Annotated in this window: 12 protein-coding genes; 8 read left to right on the top strand and 4 right to left on the bottom strand. The window is 74.8% G+C overall.

What is annotated here, in order from left to right; translation table 11 throughout:
• Position 1 precedes the first annotated feature (1 nt).
• On the top strand, positions 2-1,606 hold the full coding sequence (locus tag ACFY00_RS22535) for a glycerol-3-phosphate dehydrogenase/oxidase (RefSeq protein WP_388033244.1): 1,605 nt from the start codon (positions 2-4) through the stop codon (positions 1,604-1,606).
• 84 nt (positions 1,607-1,690) lie between these two features.
• Here ACFY00_RS22535 and ACFY00_RS22530 read toward each other — a convergent pair whose 3' ends face one another.
• Complete coding sequence (locus ACFY00_RS22530) at positions 1,691-3,091, bottom strand: gluconate:H+ symporter (RefSeq protein ID WP_388033243.1); 1,401 nt, start codon at positions 3,089-3,091, stop codon at positions 1,691-1,693.
• Between the two features lie 75 nt (positions 3,092-3,166).
• Positions 3,167-3,691 (bottom strand): gluconokinase, encoded by a 525-nt coding sequence (locus ACFY00_RS22525; protein WP_388033242.1) that lies wholly within the window; start codon positions 3,689-3,691, stop codon positions 3,167-3,169.
• Positions 3,692-3,867: 176 nt separating this feature from the next.
• On the opposite strand from ACFY00_RS22525, the gene ACFY00_RS22520 reads away from it, so the two are divergent.
• Together ACFY00_RS22520 and ACFY00_RS22515 are read left to right on the top strand one after the other, a co-directional pair.
• Positions 3,868-4,566, top strand: coding sequence for a FadR/GntR family transcriptional regulator (locus ACFY00_RS22520; RefSeq protein WP_388033241.1), 699 nt, complete (start codon positions 3,868-3,870; stop codon positions 4,564-4,566).
• A 207-nt stretch (positions 4,567-4,773) separates the two neighbouring features.
• Positions 4,774-5,073, top strand: coding sequence for a hypothetical protein (locus tag ACFY00_RS22515; RefSeq protein WP_388033240.1), 300 nt, complete (start codon positions 4,774-4,776; stop codon positions 5,071-5,073).
• Positions 5,074-5,080: 7 nt separating this feature from the next.
• Here ACFY00_RS22515 and ACFY00_RS22510 read toward each other — a convergent pair whose 3' ends face one another.
• Positions 5,081-5,857, bottom strand: a complete 777-nt coding sequence (locus ACFY00_RS22510) for an AraC family transcriptional regulator (RefSeq protein ID WP_388033239.1) — start codon at positions 5,855-5,857, stop codon at positions 5,081-5,083.
• A 55-nt stretch (positions 5,858-5,912) separates the two neighbouring features.
• On the opposite strand from ACFY00_RS22510, the gene ACFY00_RS22505 reads away from it, so the two are divergent.
• Together ACFY00_RS22505 and ACFY00_RS22500 are read left to right on the top strand one after the other, a co-directional pair.
• Positions 5,913-7,145, top strand: a complete 1,233-nt coding sequence (locus ACFY00_RS22505; RefSeq protein WP_388033238.1) for an MFS transporter — start codon at positions 5,913-5,915, stop codon at positions 7,143-7,145.
• A gap of 10 nt (positions 7,146-7,155) precedes the next feature.
• Positions 7,156-7,626, top strand: coding sequence for a PPOX class F420-dependent oxidoreductase (locus ACFY00_RS22500; protein WP_388033237.1), 471 nt, complete (start codon positions 7,156-7,158; stop codon positions 7,624-7,626).
• Between the two features lie 101 nt (positions 7,627-7,727).
• Here the strand turns inward: ACFY00_RS22500 and ACFY00_RS22495 are convergent, their stop codons facing one another.
• A complete protein-coding gene (locus tag ACFY00_RS22495) occupies positions 7,728-8,822 on the bottom strand; it encodes an NADH:flavin oxidoreductase/NADH oxidase (RefSeq protein ID WP_388033236.1) in 1,095 nt (364 codons plus the stop codon).
• A gap of 111 nt (positions 8,823-8,933) precedes the next feature.
• On the opposite strand from ACFY00_RS22495, the gene ACFY00_RS22490 reads away from it, so the two are divergent.
• From ACFY00_RS22490 to ACFY00_RS22480, 3 genes are all read left to right on the top strand, one after another.
• On the top strand, positions 8,934-9,317 hold the full coding sequence (locus ACFY00_RS22490; protein ID WP_388033276.1) for an ArsR/SmtB family transcription factor: 384 nt from the start codon (positions 8,934-8,936) through the stop codon (positions 9,315-9,317).
• Positions 9,318-9,671: 354 nt separating this feature from the next.
• Positions 9,672-11,345 carry a glycosyltransferase gene (locus tag ACFY00_RS22485; RefSeq protein ID WP_388033235.1) on the top strand — a complete coding sequence of 558 codons (1,674 nt, stop codon included), beginning with the start codon at positions 9,672-9,674 and terminating at the stop codon, positions 11,343-11,345.
• A 15-nt stretch (positions 11,346-11,360) separates the two neighbouring features.
• Positions 11,361-14,207: an acyltransferase family protein gene (locus ACFY00_RS22480; protein WP_388033234.1), complete on the top strand. Its 2,847-nt coding sequence runs from the start codon at positions 11,361-11,363 to the stop codon at positions 14,205-14,207.
• The last annotated feature ends 86 nt before the right edge of the window (positions 14,208-14,293 follow it).

Genomic DNA, 14,293 nt, shown 5'->3' with positions numbered 1-14,293 from the left:
CATGGCAACCACCCCGCCCCCCGCGGCCACCGTCCCGACCCTGGGCGCCGAGCGCAGCACGGGCCGCCTCGCCCCCCGCGCCGCCACCCGCGAGCTGCTCGGCCGGGCCCGCTACGACCTGCTGGTGATCGGCGGCGGCATCCTCGGCACCGCCACCGCCTGGACCGCCGCCCAGGCCGGGCTGAAGGTGGCCATGGTGGACGCCGGGGACTTCGCCAACGCCACCTCCTCGGCCTCGTCCAAGCTGGTCCACGGCGGGCTGCGCTACCTGCAGACCGGCGCGGTCCGGCTGGTCGCCGAGAACCACAAGGAGCGCCGAGCGCTGGCCACCGACGTGGCCCCGCACCTGGTCAACCCGCTGACCTTCTTCGTGCCGGTGTACGAGGGCGGGCCGCACTCGGCGCCGAAGCTCGGCGCGGGCGTGTTCCTGTACTCGGCGCTGTCGGCGTTCCGCGACGGCCTGGGCCGGGTGGTCTCCCCGTCGGCGGCGGCCCGCGCGGTGCCGGGGCTGCGCACCGAGGGGCTGCGGCGGGTCGCGGTCTACGGCGACCACCAGATGAACGACGCCCGGATGGCCGTGATGACGGTGCGGGCGGCGGTGGAGGCGGGCGCGGTGGTGCTCAACCACGCCGAGGTGACGGGGCTGCGCTTCACCCGCGGCCGGGTCACCGGCGCGGAGGTGCGCGACGCCCTGGACGGCACCGAGTTCGGGGTGGACGCCCGGCTGGTGCTGAACGCCACCGGCCCGTGGGTGGACCACCTGCGGCGGATGGAGCACGCGGGCGCGGCGCCGTCGATCCGGCTGTCCAAGGGCGCGCACGTGGTGCTGCGGCGGCGGGCGCCGTGGCGGGCGGCGCTGACCATCCCGATCGACCACTACCGGGTGTCGTTCGCCATCCCGTGGGAGGACCACGTCCTGCTCGGCACCACCGACGAGGAGTACACCGGCGACCCGCTGCGGGTGCGGGCCACCGACGCGGACGTGGAGCAGATCCTGGCCGAGGCCGGGCACGCGGTGCGCGACGAGCACCTGCGCCGGGAGGACATCACGTACGCCTTCGCGGGCCTGCGGGTGCTGCCGGGCGGGCCCGGGGAGACGGCGGCGGCCAAGCGGGAGACGGTGGTGACCGAGGGCCGGGCCGGGATGCTGTCGGTGGCGGGCGGCAAGTGGACCACCTACCGGCACATCGGCCGGGTGATCCTGGAGAAGCTCAAGCACGCCCCGGGCGTGGGCCTGGCCGAGGACGTCTCGCCGATCCCGCCGACCGTGCCGCTGCCGGGCATCGGCGCCCCGCAGGCGGTGGCGCGCCGCCTGCTGACCGACCGCGAGCCGGGCAGCCGGATGGACCCGCTGGTGGCCCGCAACCTGGCCACCCACTACGGCACGCTGTCCTTCGACATCGCCCGCCTGATCGCCGAGCGCCCGGAGCTGGGCGAGCGGATCCACCCGGACGGGCCGGACGTGTGGGCGCAGGTGGTGTACGCGGCCGAGCAGGAGTGGGCGTACACGGTGGAAGACGTGCTGCGGCGGCGCACCACGCTGACGGTGCGCGGGCTGGACGGGCCGGAGGTGCGCAAGCGCACCGCGGAGCTGCTGGAGGGCTGAGCGGAGCCGGGCGGACAGGGCGACGCCCTCCGGGAGAAGCGGGAGTTCCGGAGGGCGTCGCGGTCTTGCGGGGGTCGCTGCTCGTCAGATGATCAGGCTGAGCGGCAGGATCAGGGCGATGGCGACCACCGAGATGATCGTCTCCATCACCGACCAGGACTTCAGCGTCTGGCCGACGCTCATCCCGAAGTACTCCTTCACCAGCCAGAACCCGGCGTCGTTGACGTGCGACAGGAACAGCGACCCGGCGCCGATCGCCAGCACCAGCAGCGCGGCGTGGCTGGTGGACATTCCGGCGGCCAGCGGGCCGACGATGCCCGCGGCGGTGATGGTGGCGACCGTCGCCGAGCCGGTGGCGAGCCGGATCAGCACCGCGATCAGCCAGCCGAGCAGCAGCGCGGAGACGTGCCACTTGCCGGACCACTCGCTGACGGCCTGGCCGACGCCGACGTCGATCAGGGTCTGCTTGAAGCCGCCGCCCGCGCCGACGATGAACACGATGCCCGCGATCGGGCCCAGCGCCGAGCCGACCGTCTCGGAGATCCTCCCCTTGTCGAACCCGGCCGCCCGGCCCAGGGTGAGCATGGCGAGCAGGGTCGCGGCCAGCAGCGCGATCAGCGGGGAGCCGATGAAGTCGAAGAGCCGCTGGACGGTGGACTTCGGGTCGTCGACCAGCACGTCGGTGAGCGCCTTGCCGAGCATCAGCACGACCGGCAGCAGGATGGTGGCCAGCACGGCGCCGAACCTCGGCGTCCGCTCCCGCTTGACGGTGTCCACCGGGGCGGTCTCGGCCGGGAGCTCCAGCGGGCCGACCCAGCGCTGGGCGAGGCGGCCGAACAGCGGACCGGCCACGATCAGGGTCGGGACGGCGATCAGCAGGCCGAGCGCCAGGGTGACGCCGAGGTCGGCGTGCAGGGCGTCGACGGCGACCAGCGGGCCGGGGTGCGGCGGGACGAGGCCGTGCAGCACCGAGAGGCCGGCCAGCGCGGGGATGCCGATCCCGATCAGCGGGGCGTTGCCGCGCCGGGCCACCAGCAGCACGATCGGCACCAGCAGCACCACGCCGACCTCGAAGAACAGCGGCAGGCCGAGCACGGCGGCGATCAGCGCCATCGCCCAGGGCAGCAGCTTGGGGCCGGTGCGGGCCAGCACGGTGTCCGCGATGGTGTTGGCGCCGCCGGAGTCGGCGAGCAGCTTGCCGAGCATCGCGCCCAGGCCGATCAGCAGGCCGACCGAGGCGACGGTGGAGCCGAAGCCGGTGGAGAAGCTGGCCAGCAGCTTGTCGAACGGCGCCCCGGCGACGGCGGCGAGCAGTCCGGAACCGAGCGTGAGGGCCAGGAACGGGTGCAGCTTGAACCGGGTGATCAGCAGCACGATCGCGCCGATGCTGAGCAGCACGGCGAGCAGCAACTGACCGTTGCTCGCGGTGTGCGGCAGCGCCGGTGCGCCGGCGGCCAGCAGGGTGGGGGTCACGGGGGTCTCCATTGACGGGCCGGCACCGCCCGGCTGTCGGGCGGACGGTGGCGGTGTGACGTGGGTCTTGACGTGGGGGTTGTTGCCTCAGCGGGCCAGGGCGGCGACGGCGCGGTCGACGAGCGTGTCGGGGTCGGCGTCGACGTCCAGCACGGTGCCGTTCTCGTCCGCCTGGAGCGGTTCGAGGGTGGCGTACTGGGAGTCCAGCAGCGAGGGCGGCATGAAGTGGCCGGTGCGGTGCGCCAGCCGGTCGCCGACCAGGTCGTGGCTGCCGGACAGGTGCAGGAAGAACGCGTCCGGGCAGGCGGCGCGCAGCACGTCGCGGTAGCGGCGCTTGAGCGCGGAGCAGGTCACCACTCCCCCGCTGCCCGCCGCGGCCCGTTCGCCCAGCCAGCCGCCGAGGGCCTGCAGCCAGGGCAGGCGGTCGCGGTCGTCGAGCGGGGTCCCGGCGCTCATCTTGGCGATGTTGGCGGCGGGGTGGAAGTCGTCGGCCTCGGCGTACGGGAGGTCGAGGCGGTCGGCGAGCAGTCGGGCGACGGTGGTCTTCCCGACTCCGGAGACGCCCATCACCACGACGACGGGCGGCTGCTGGTTCTCGGCGCTGAGAGCCATGGGTGGTGCTCCTGTCCTTGCCTGCTTGCGTGGGCAACCTTGGCGCAAAGGTATGACTTATTCAAGCGGTCGAAACACAATCGTCATACTTTTGGGTGTCCGGGCCGGTGGAGGGCGGTGGGGCGGGGGTGGGACGGGGGCCGCTTTCCCCGCGGGGGCGCCGATAAGCTGGCCCGATGGAGATCCAGGGCCTGCCCGGCCGCCTGCTCGCCGTCCTCGGCCCGGCGATCGCCTCCGGTGAGCTGCCGGAGGGGACGGTGCTGCGCGCCGAGGAGCTGGAGCAGCAGCACGGGGTGTCCCGCACGGTGGTGCGCGAGGCGGTGCGCATCCTGGAGTCGATGCGGATGGTCGAGCCGCGCCGCCGGGTCGGCACCACCGTCCGCCCGAAGGCCGACTGGGACGTGTTCGACCCGCTGGTGATCCGCTGGCGGCTGGCCGGGGCGGACCGCTCCGCCCAGCTGCGCTCGCTGGGATCGCTGCGGGTCGCGGTGGAGCCCGCCGCGGCGGCGCTGGCGGCGCGCTGCGCCGCCGACGACGACCGCCGCGAACTGAGCGCGCTGGCCGTCGAGTTGACGGTCACCGCCCGGGCGGCCGACCTGGAGGCCTTCCTCGCGCACGACATCGCCTTCCACGCGGTGGTGCTGCGGGCCTCCGGCAACGAGATGTTCGCCCACCTGAAGGACACCGTGGGCGCCGTCCTCACCGGCCGCACCGAGCACCACCTGATGCCGCACCGGCCGCGCGAGTACGCGGTGCAGCTGCACCGGGAGGTCGCCGAGGCGATCTGCGCGGGCGACCCGGAGCGGGCGGAGCGGGCGATGCGCACCATCGTGGTCGGTGCCCTGGAGGAGCTGGACGCCACCCTGCCGGACTGAACTCCCCTACCCGGCCCGGCCGGAGGGGCGCCCTTGCGGCCCCGGTTACGATCCTGACGGGGAGGCGGCGGGGATCCGGGGAGGCGCCGCCGCGACACGCCCACGGTCGGCTGGACCGGCCGGGTCGGTGGCATGGCTCCCCCCGGACGGGGCAAGGCTGGTCCTGGTGCGCCCGACCGGGCGCGCGCGACCGACAGGGGGTGGGCAATGGCCGTTCGTCGGCGCGGTCGGCTGCCGGACGAGGTCCGGGCGGCGGCCGTCCGGGCGGGCATGTCGTTCGCCTTCGCGCTGGTGGCCTTCGTGGTGGCGCTGTTCGCCTCCTGGGCCCACACCGACCTGCTGACACCGGCGTTGGCGCTGATGGGGCTGGGCGTCTTCGGGCTCGCCTGGTGCCTGATCGACGTGGTGGTCTCCCGGCAGGTCGCCGCCTCCCGCCGCCGCGCCCCCAACTCGGCCGAACCGCTGGAGGGTTCGCGCGAGCACGGCGGCGGGCCGAGGCACCGCTGAGAGGCGGTCAGTCCTGCTGGTAGCGGCCCGGGGTGGTGCCGAAGGCGTGCCGGAACGCCTCGATGAACGCGCTCGGCGAGCGGAACCCGCAGGCCGCCGCGGTGGCGGTGACCGAGCGGCCCTCGGCCAGCAGCACCAGGGCGTGCTGCAGGCGCAGTTGGGTGCGCCACTGCGGGAAGCCGAGGCCGAGCTCGGCCCGGAACAGTCGGCTGAGGGTGCGTTCGGCGGCGCCGACGGCCCGGCCGAGCGCGGCCAGCGAGCGGTCGTCGGCGGGATCGGCGGCGAGCAGCGCGGCCAGGTCGCGCAGCCGCGGGTCGGTGGGCTGCGGGAGGCCGAGCGGGAGTTCGGGGGCGTGCGCGAGCTGGTCCAGGGCGGCCCGTTCGAGCGTCCGGGCGGGGCGTCCGGTGGGGGCGTCCGGGCCGGTCAGGTGGGCGATGATCTCGCGCAGCAGCGGGGTGACGGCGAGCACGGCGGGCGCGGCGAGCCGCAGCGGGTTCGTCCCGGCCGGGTAGATCAGGCAGCGCAACTCGCTCTGCCCGTAAGCCTGTTGGGCATGCGGCACCCCGGCGGGCAGCCACACCGCGCGGTGCGGCGGGACGACCCAGCGGCCGTGCGGGGTGCTCACCTCCAGCACGCCCAGGCCGGGGGTGATCAGCTGGTTGACGTCGTGCCAGTGCCAGTCGATCCGCTGCCGGTGGGACAGCGGGTGGCGGCTCGGGCCGGTCTCCTTCAGGTGCGCGGCGCGCGAGGGGCCGTCCGCGGACGGTTGGCGGGTTGGCGACACGAGTTGGCAGAATACCGGAAGCCCGCACGCGGCCGGGGCGGCCAGTCTGGTGGGCATGACGAGCATGACGAGCCCGGGGAACGGGACGGGCGAACCGGTCGGCGTGTGGCGCCGGATGCGGATGTGGGGCGCGGCGCACGCCGTGGACGACCTCTACCAGGGCCTGGTGCCCGCGGTGGTGCCGTACTTCGTGCTGGAGCGCGGCTACGGGTACGTGGCGGCGGGCGGGCTGACCCTGGCGGCGACGCTGGGCAGCGCCGTCCCGCAGCCGCTGGTGGGCCTGCTGGTGGACCGGCGCCCGCTGCCCTGGCTGTCGGCCGCCGGGCTGGCGCTGGCCGGGCTGGGCGCGGGGCTGAGCGGGCTGGCCGACGGGTACGCGCTGGTGTGGCTGCTGGTGCTGCTCTCCGGCCTGGGCGTGGCGGCCTTCCACCCGGCGGCGGGGCGGGCGGCCCGGGAGGCGGCGGGCGACTCCACCGGTGCGATGAGCGTCTTCGCGGCGGGCGGCAGCGTCGGGTTCTTCCTGGCGCCGGTGCTGGCCACCCCGCTGCTGTCGGCGTGGGGCGTGCGGGCGACGGCGGTGTTCGTGCTGCCCGCCCTGCTGATGGCGGCGGTGCTGTTCCGGGCCCGGCACCGGACGTACCCGCACGCCGGGGGCGGGGCGAAGCGCGCCGGGCGGGACCGCTGGCGGCCGTTCCTGGTGCTGACCGGGGTGGAGGTCGTCCGCTCGGTGGTGTTCTTCGGCGTCAGCACCTTCGTCGAGCTGTACTGGCTGCGGCAGTTGCACGCCTCCCACCTGCTGGCCGGGGCGGCGCTGACCTGCTTCCTGCTCGGCGGCGTGGCGGGCACCCTGGGCGGCGGGCGGCTGGCCGACCGGATCGGCATGGTGCGCACCGCGCAGTGGGGCACCGCGCTGACCGTCCCGGCGCTGGTGCTGCTGCGGGTGACGCCGGGCGCGTGGGCGCCGCTGCTGTTCGCCGTGCTGGCGGGCGCGACGCTGAACCTGCCGTTCGCGGTGCTGGTCAAGCTCGGCCAGGACTACCTGCCCAACCGCCCCGGCACCGCGGCCGGCGTCACCCTCGGCCTGGCCGTCAGCGTCGGCGGCCTGGTCGCCCCGCTGTTCGGCCTGCTCGCCCAGCACCACGGCCCGCAGGGCGTCCTGGCCCTGCTGCCCGCGATCCCGCTGCTGGGCGTCGCGCTCGGCGCGTTCATGGTCGAGCCGGGCCGTTGGAAGGACGCGGACGACGCGGCCCCGGACCTCGAACCGGCCGGGAGCGCCGCCGCCTCCTAGGCTGGGCGGCATGAGCCCTTCGATCGCCACCAACACCCGGGTGGGCCTGGCCGAACTGCTGGAGTTCGTCCGCCCCCGCCACCGCGCGCTGCTGATCACCCGCCGCACCGACGGCACCCCGCAGGCCTCCCCGCTGACCTGCGGGGTGGACGACCACGGCAGGATCGTCGTCTCCACCTACCCGGAGCGGGCCAAGACCCGCAACGCCAAGCGGGACGCCGCGGTGAGCGTGGTGGTGCTCTCGGACGAGTGGAACGGCCCGTGGGTGCAGGTGGACGGCGAGGCCGAGGTGCTGGACATGCCGGAGGCCCTGGAGCCGCTGGTCGAGTACTACCGCAACATCGCGGGCGAGCACCCGGACTGGGACGAGTACCGCGAGGCGATGCGCCGCCAGGACAAGTCGCTGATCCGGATCACCCCGCTGCGCTGGGGCCCGATCGCCACCGGCGGCTTCCCGGCCCGGCTGGCGCCCGAGCAGTAGCCGCCGCGCGGCGGCCGCCGCACGGTGGCCGCCGCGCTGCGTTGAGCGCCACGGCGCGCAGGCCCGGGCCGGGGCCTGCGCGCCGTGGCGCGGTGGTGGGGTCAGCCGCGCGGGCCGACCACGTAGCCGTACTGGGCGGGCCAGTTGCGGGGGACATCGAGTTCGCGGGCGGCGTGCAGCGGCCAGTAGGGGTCGCGCAGCAGCTCGCGGCCGAGCATGACCGCGTCGGCGCGGCCCTCGGCGACGATCTCCTCGGCCTGGGCGGCGTCGGTGATCAGGCCGACCGCGTTGACCGGGAGGCCGGACTCGCGGCGGATCGTCTCGGCGAACGGCACCTGGTAGCCGGGCTCGACGGTCATCTGCGCGTGCGGGACGTTGCCGCCGGTGGAGACGTCGACCAGGTCGACGCCGAGGGCCTGCAGCTCCTTGGCGAGCAGGACCGACTCCTCGACCGTCCAGCTGGGCTCCTCGGGGAGCCAGTCGGTGGCGGAGATCCGGAAGAACACCGGGAGTTCGGCGGGCCAGACGGCCCGCACCGCGGCCGCGACCTCGCGGGCGAAGCGGCTGCGCCCGGCGAAGTCGCCGCCGTAGCCGTCGGTGCGGTGGTTGGAGACCGGGGAGAGGAACTGGTGGGTGAGGTAGCCGTGCGCGCCGTGCACCTCGACGACCTTGAACCCGGCGGCCAGCGCGCGGCGCGCGGCGGCGGCGAAGTCCTCGACGAGCTCGGCGATCTGCGCCTCGGTCAGCTCGGCCGGGACGGGGTAGCCCTCGTCGAACGGCAGCGGGGAGGGGCCGACCACCGGCCAGCCGCCCTCCTCGACCGGGAGCGGGCGGCTGCGGGCCGAGGGCTTGTCGGTGGAGGCCTTGCGGCCCGCGTGGGCGAGCTGGATGGCCGGGACGGAGCCGTGCTGGGTGACCAGCGCGGCGATCCGGGCGAGCTGCTCCTGCTGGCGGTCGTTCCAGAGGCCGAGGTCCCACGGGGAGATCCGGCCGTCGGGGCGGACACCGGTGGCCTCGACCATCACCAGTCCGGCGCCGCCCGCGGCGCGGGAGCCGAGGTGGGCGAGGTGGAAGTCGGTGGCGACACCGGTGTCGGGCCCTTCGGAGGCGGCCGAGTACATGCACATGGGGCTGAGCCAGATCCGGTTGGGGATGGTCAGCGAACGGAGGGTGATGGGCTCGAACAGGGCGCTCACGGCAGCCCGTCCTTCCTGTGGTCCGGACACGGCTTCTTCGCCTCGTACGATACCCACCGTACTACGAGGACTGTCAAACTACGAGGTCTGTCGTACTATGGCTCCGTGAGCATCGACCACGACCAGGACTGCCCCGGCCTGCTCCCCGAGCCCCCCGCCGCGGAGCTGAAGCTGGTGTGCGTGCTGCACGCCCTGGCGGACCCGATGCGGCTGCGGATCGTCGCCGAGCTCGCGGGCGCGGGCGGCGACGAGCTGAACTGCCTGGCGTTCGAGCTGCCGGTCACCAAGTCGACGATGACCCACCACTTCCGGGTGCTGCGCGAGGCCGGGGTGATCCGCCAGCACCGGCGCGGCACCTCGAAGATGAACACCCTGCGCACGGAGGACCTGGCCGCCCGCTTCCCGGGCCTGCTGGAAGCCGTGCTGGCCGCCCTCCCGCACTGCCCGCGGGACGCCCACGCGACCCCGGCCGCGGGTCTCGAGACCAACTGCTGACCAACTGCTGACCAACTGCCCCGAAGGGCGCCGGAAGCCGCCCCGAGGGGCGCCGCCGGGTGCCCGTTCGTCACCGAGGGCCACCTGACGACCCGTCACCTCACGGCGTGAAGCCGCCGTTGCGCGCGGCGGGCGCCCGCCGCCCCCGCCCCGGAGCCACTGCGCCACTCCGCACGTCAGCCGTCCCACGGGACTCTCGCGCGCCGTGGCGGCGATCTTGCCTGACGCGGTCATGCCTGGTCACACGGCCTTCACCCGAGTTGTCCCGGCGTTCATCCGCCGTGGTCATTTGGTCTATACCAATCAGGTAATCTGACCGGCGACAGGTGTCAATGTCTGGCCGTGGGGGGCCCAATGACTGCCAATCACCTTCCGTCACCACCTTCCGATCAGGAGCTCTACTGGTACTTCGGGCCCCAGCGCCGCTGGGTCCCGCTGCTCTCCGCGCTCGCCTTCACGGTCAGCGCCGCCACGATGCTCAGCTTCTCGCTGCGCACCCCGGCCCTGTGGCCGTTCCTCGCCGTCCTCGGCGTCAACGCCGTCGCGCTCGCGCTGACCTGCCTGAACGGCCTGCGCCGCCGCCGCTTCACCCGGGCCGGGCACGAACTGCTGGTCTCCGCCTGGCAGCCCGCCGAACCGCCGTCCGTCGACCTGTACCTGCCGACCTGCGGCGAGCCGCTCGACGTCCTGGCGAACGCCTACCGCGCGGTCGCCCGCAGCACCTACCCGGGCCGCCTCGACGTGTGGGTGCTCGACGACGCCGACCGGCCCGAAGTCGCCGCCCTGGCAACGGAGTTCGGCTACCACTACGTGGTCCGGCCGAACCGCGGCGAGTTCAAGAAGGCCGGCAACCTCAACCACGCGCTGACCCTCAGCACCGGCGAGTACGTCGCCATCCTGGACGCCGACTTCGCGCCGCGCCCCGACCTGCTGCAGCACCTGCTGCCGTACTTCGGCGACCCGCAGGTCGGCATCGTGCAGAGCCCGCAGTGCTTCGACACCGACGCCTCGATGGGCTGGGTGCAGCGCGCCGCGGGCTCCGCCCAGGAGTGGTTCTTCCGCTGGGTGCAGCCCAGCCGGGACGCCTCCGACGCCGCCATCTGCTGCGGCTCCAACGCCGTCTACCGGCGCGCCGCGCTCGACGCCGCGGGCGGCTTCGCCCGGCTCGACCACAGCGAGGACATGTACACCGGCCTCGCCCTGCACCAGCGGGGCTACACCACCCGGTACGTGCCGGTGCTGGTCGCCAAGGGCACCTCGCCGGACTCCACCACCAGCTTCGTCAACCAGCAGTACCGCTGGACGATGGGCAACCTGCACCTGATCGGCGACCGGGCCACCCGCCGGGCGATGACCTGGCGGATGCGCCGCTGCTTCGACGAGGGCATCGTCGGCTACCTGGCCGCCGCCGTGAACGTGCTCACCGCCCCGCTGCCGCCGCTGGTCATGCTGTTCGCCTTCCCCGGCGAGGTCCGCGCCCGGTACGTGCTGCCGATGCTCTCCCTGCTGTGGCTGTGGCACGTGCTGCTGCCCCGGGTCAGCCGCACCCGCTGGCGCTCCGAGGTGCTGCGCGCCAACGTGCTGATGAGCTTCGCCGCCGCCACCGCCTACTGGCACACCGCCCGCGGCCGCAGCGCCGCCTGGGTGCCCACCGGCGTCGCCAAGCCCGGCCGCTCCGGCGGCATGGCCCGCAGGGTGCTGCTGGTCTCGCTGCTCTGGACGGCCGGGACGCTGCTGGCCACCACCGTCGGCGTGGCCGTCGCGACCGCCCTGCACGGCTGGCACACCACCTGGGGACTGGCCCTGTACCTGGCCGTGCAACTGCACCTCGGGGTGCCGCTGATCCGCGACCTGTACGCCGAACTGCGGCCCCGCGCCGTCGAATCCACCGACTCCACCGACTCCGGGGCCAGCCCGGCGATGCGTCCGCGGCGCTGGCCCGAGGCCCTCGCCGTCACGAGCACGCTCGCCCTGATCGCCCTGCTCGCCTCCGGCTGGGCGGCCCCGATGCTGCCCTGGCTGGGCTGAAAGGTCCACGCTCCCGTGTCCACCAGTACCGCCCCGAGTACCGCCCCGCTCACCGTCGTGCTGCGACAACCACCGGTCGAGCGGCCGAAGTTCCGACCCGACATCGAGGGCCTGCGGGCCGTCGCCGTGCTCGCCGTGCTCGCCTTCCACGCCGCCGTACCCGGCTTCGCGGGCGGCTTCGTCGGCGTCGACGTCTTCTTCGTGATCTCCGGCTACCTGATCACCGGCCTGCTGCGCACCGAGACCGCGCGCACCGGCCGGGTCCGGCTCGCCGAGTTCTACTCCCGCCGGGCCCGCCGACTGCTGCCCTCCGCCGCCGTCGTGCTGGCCGCCGTCGCCGTCCTCGGCGCCCTGCTCACCGCCCCGCTGCGCCGCGCAGACCTGGAGCGCGACGTCCTCGCCTCCGCGCTGTCCGTCGCCAACTGGCGCTTCATCGCCGAACAGACCGACTACCTGGCCGCCGGACGCGACCCGAGCGCCCTGCTGCACTTCTGGTCGCTCGCCGTCGAGGAGCAGTTCTACCTGCTCTGGGCCCCGCTGCTGGCCCTGGCCGCCCGCTGGGCCTGGCGCCGCCGCACCCTGCTCGGCCTGACCCTGCTGCTCGGCGCCGCCTCCTTCTGGCTCTCCCTGCACTGGAGCGCCGGGGCCTACCTCTCCACACCCACCCGGGCCTGGCAGTTCGCCGCCGGAGCCGCCGTCGCCCTGCTGCCGGTACACCAGCTCCCGCGTGCGGTGCGGGAGTTGCTCGGCCTCGGCGGTCTGGCCGGGGTGCTCGCCGCCCTGCTGCTGTTCGACGGGCGCACCCCCTACCCCGGGTACGCCGCCCTGCTGCCGACCGCCGCCACCGCCGCGCTCCTGCTGGCCGGCTCCGGCGGCACTCACCTGGTCGGGCGGGCGCTGTCGCTCGGCGCGCCGCGCGCGGTCGGCCGGCTCTCCTACAACCTGTACCTGTGGCACTGGCCGGTGCTGGTCCTCGCCGAGGCCCGCTGGGGCGCCCTGCCCTGGGGCGCCAAGGCCGCGCTCACCGCCGCCGCCGCCCTGCCCGCGTACGCCGCGCTGCGCTGGCTGGAGCAGCCGCTGCGCCGCAGCCGGGTGCTGGGCGAGATCCCGCGCCGCGGCCTGTCGCTGGGCCTGACCGCGGTGGTCTTCCCGGTGCTGCTGGCCCTGGTCGTCGGCTCCGGCACCCTGCGCAGCCTGGGCCCGGCCACTCCCCCGGACCCGTCCGGCCTGCCCCCGGGCGCCCGGACCGGCAGCAGCCTGCTGGCCGCCGCGCCGCCCCCGCACGCGCCGACCGTCCCCAACCCCGTCCAGGCCCGGCAGGACTTCCCGCCGGACGGCGCCTGCGAGGTGGACCCGGGCGACACCACCAGCCCGCCGTGCCGCTTCGGCACCGGCGAGGACCGGATCGTGCTGCTCGGCGACTCGCACGCCGGGCAGTGGTTCTCCGCGATGCTCGGCATCGCCGCCCAACACGGGCTGTCCGTCGAGGAGTTGGTCAAGCAGGGCTGCCCGCTGCCGGAGATCGAGGTGGTCAACCCGCAGTTGGGCCGCACCTACCACGAGTGCGACACCTGGCGGGCCAACGCGCTGACCCGCCTCAAGACCGGCCCCAGGCCGAAGCTGATCGTCCTGTCCACCCTCAACCGCTACACCGCCGACCGGGCCGCGCTGCTGCGCGGCTGGGAGCGGACCCTGGCCCCGCTACGGGAGTTGGGCGTCCCGATCGTCTACCTGCAGGACACCCCGGTCCCCGGCCGGGACGTCCCGGCCTGCGTCTCCGGCCACCCCGACACCACCTCCGCCTGCGACTTCCCGCGCGCCGAGGGCCTGTACGCCGACCCGCTGGCCGAGGAGATCGCCGCCGGGAGGATCCCCGGCGTGCAGGGCGTCGAGGTCAACTCGGTGCTCTGCCCGGCCGGCGGACGCAGTTGCCCGGCCGTGCTGGAGCACGTGCTGCTGTACCGCGACGACTCCCACCTGACCAATGCCGCGGCCGTGGTCCTCACCCCGCGCCTCGACCAGCTCCTCACCGACCTGGGCGTGTTCGGCACCGGCTGGACCACCCTGCTGCGGGACGAGTTCGACGGCCCGGCCGGGAGCGGGCCGGACGCCGCCACCTGGCAGTACGACCTGGGCACCTGCTACCCCGGCTGCCCGGCCGCCCAGTGGGGCACCGGCGAGGTCGAGACCATGACCGACTCCGCCGAGAACGTCCACCTGGACGGCAGGGGCGCCCTGGAGATCACCCCGACCCGGGACGCGGCGGGCCGCTGGTCCTCCGGCCGGATCGAGTCCAAGCGCGCCGACCTCGCCGCCCCCGCGGGCGGAATCCTGCGCCTGGAGGCCGAGTTGGCCCTCCCCGACGTCCACGGCCAGGCCGCCGCCGGGTACTGGCCCGCGTTCTGGGCGCTCGGCGGCAAGCTCCGCGACGGGTACACCGGCTGGCCCGGCGTCGGCGAGTTCGACGTCCTGGAGTCCGTCGGCGCCCGCGGCGTGTTCGGCACCCTGCACTGCGGCACCACCCCCGGCGGGCCGTGCCGGGAGCCGGGCGGCCTCGGCTCCGGCGAGCAGCCCTGCGCCGACTGCTGGGGCGCCTTCCACACCTACACCGTGGAGATCGACCGCTCCACCAGCCCCGAACGGGTCCGCTGGCTGCGCGACGGCCGGGAGTACTTCCGGGTCACCGCCGACCAGGTCGACCCCGCCGCCTGGGACCAGGCCGTCCACCACGGCGTCTTCCTGATCCTGAACGTCGCCGTCGGCGGCAACCTCCCCGCCGCGTACGGCAGTTCGCCCACCGCCGCGACCGAACCGGGCCACCCGATGAAGGTCGCCTCCGTCACCGTCTCCGTGAAGGGCTAGGCCGGACAGGGGCGCGAGGAACCGCGCGGCCCACCACACACCATCCGCAGGATCGCGACGCAGTGAGCCGGTTGCACCACGTCGCG

It is taken from the genome of Kitasatospora sp. NPDC001540 (genome assembly GCF_042894345.1).
In the GTDB taxonomy this organism is placed as follows: Bacteria; Actinomycetota; Actinomycetes; order Streptomycetales; family Streptomycetaceae; genus Kitasatospora; species Kitasatospora phosalacinea_C.
The sequence above is the reverse complement of the archived record's forward strand: the minus strand, read 5'-3'. Positions and strand labels throughout refer to the sequence as shown.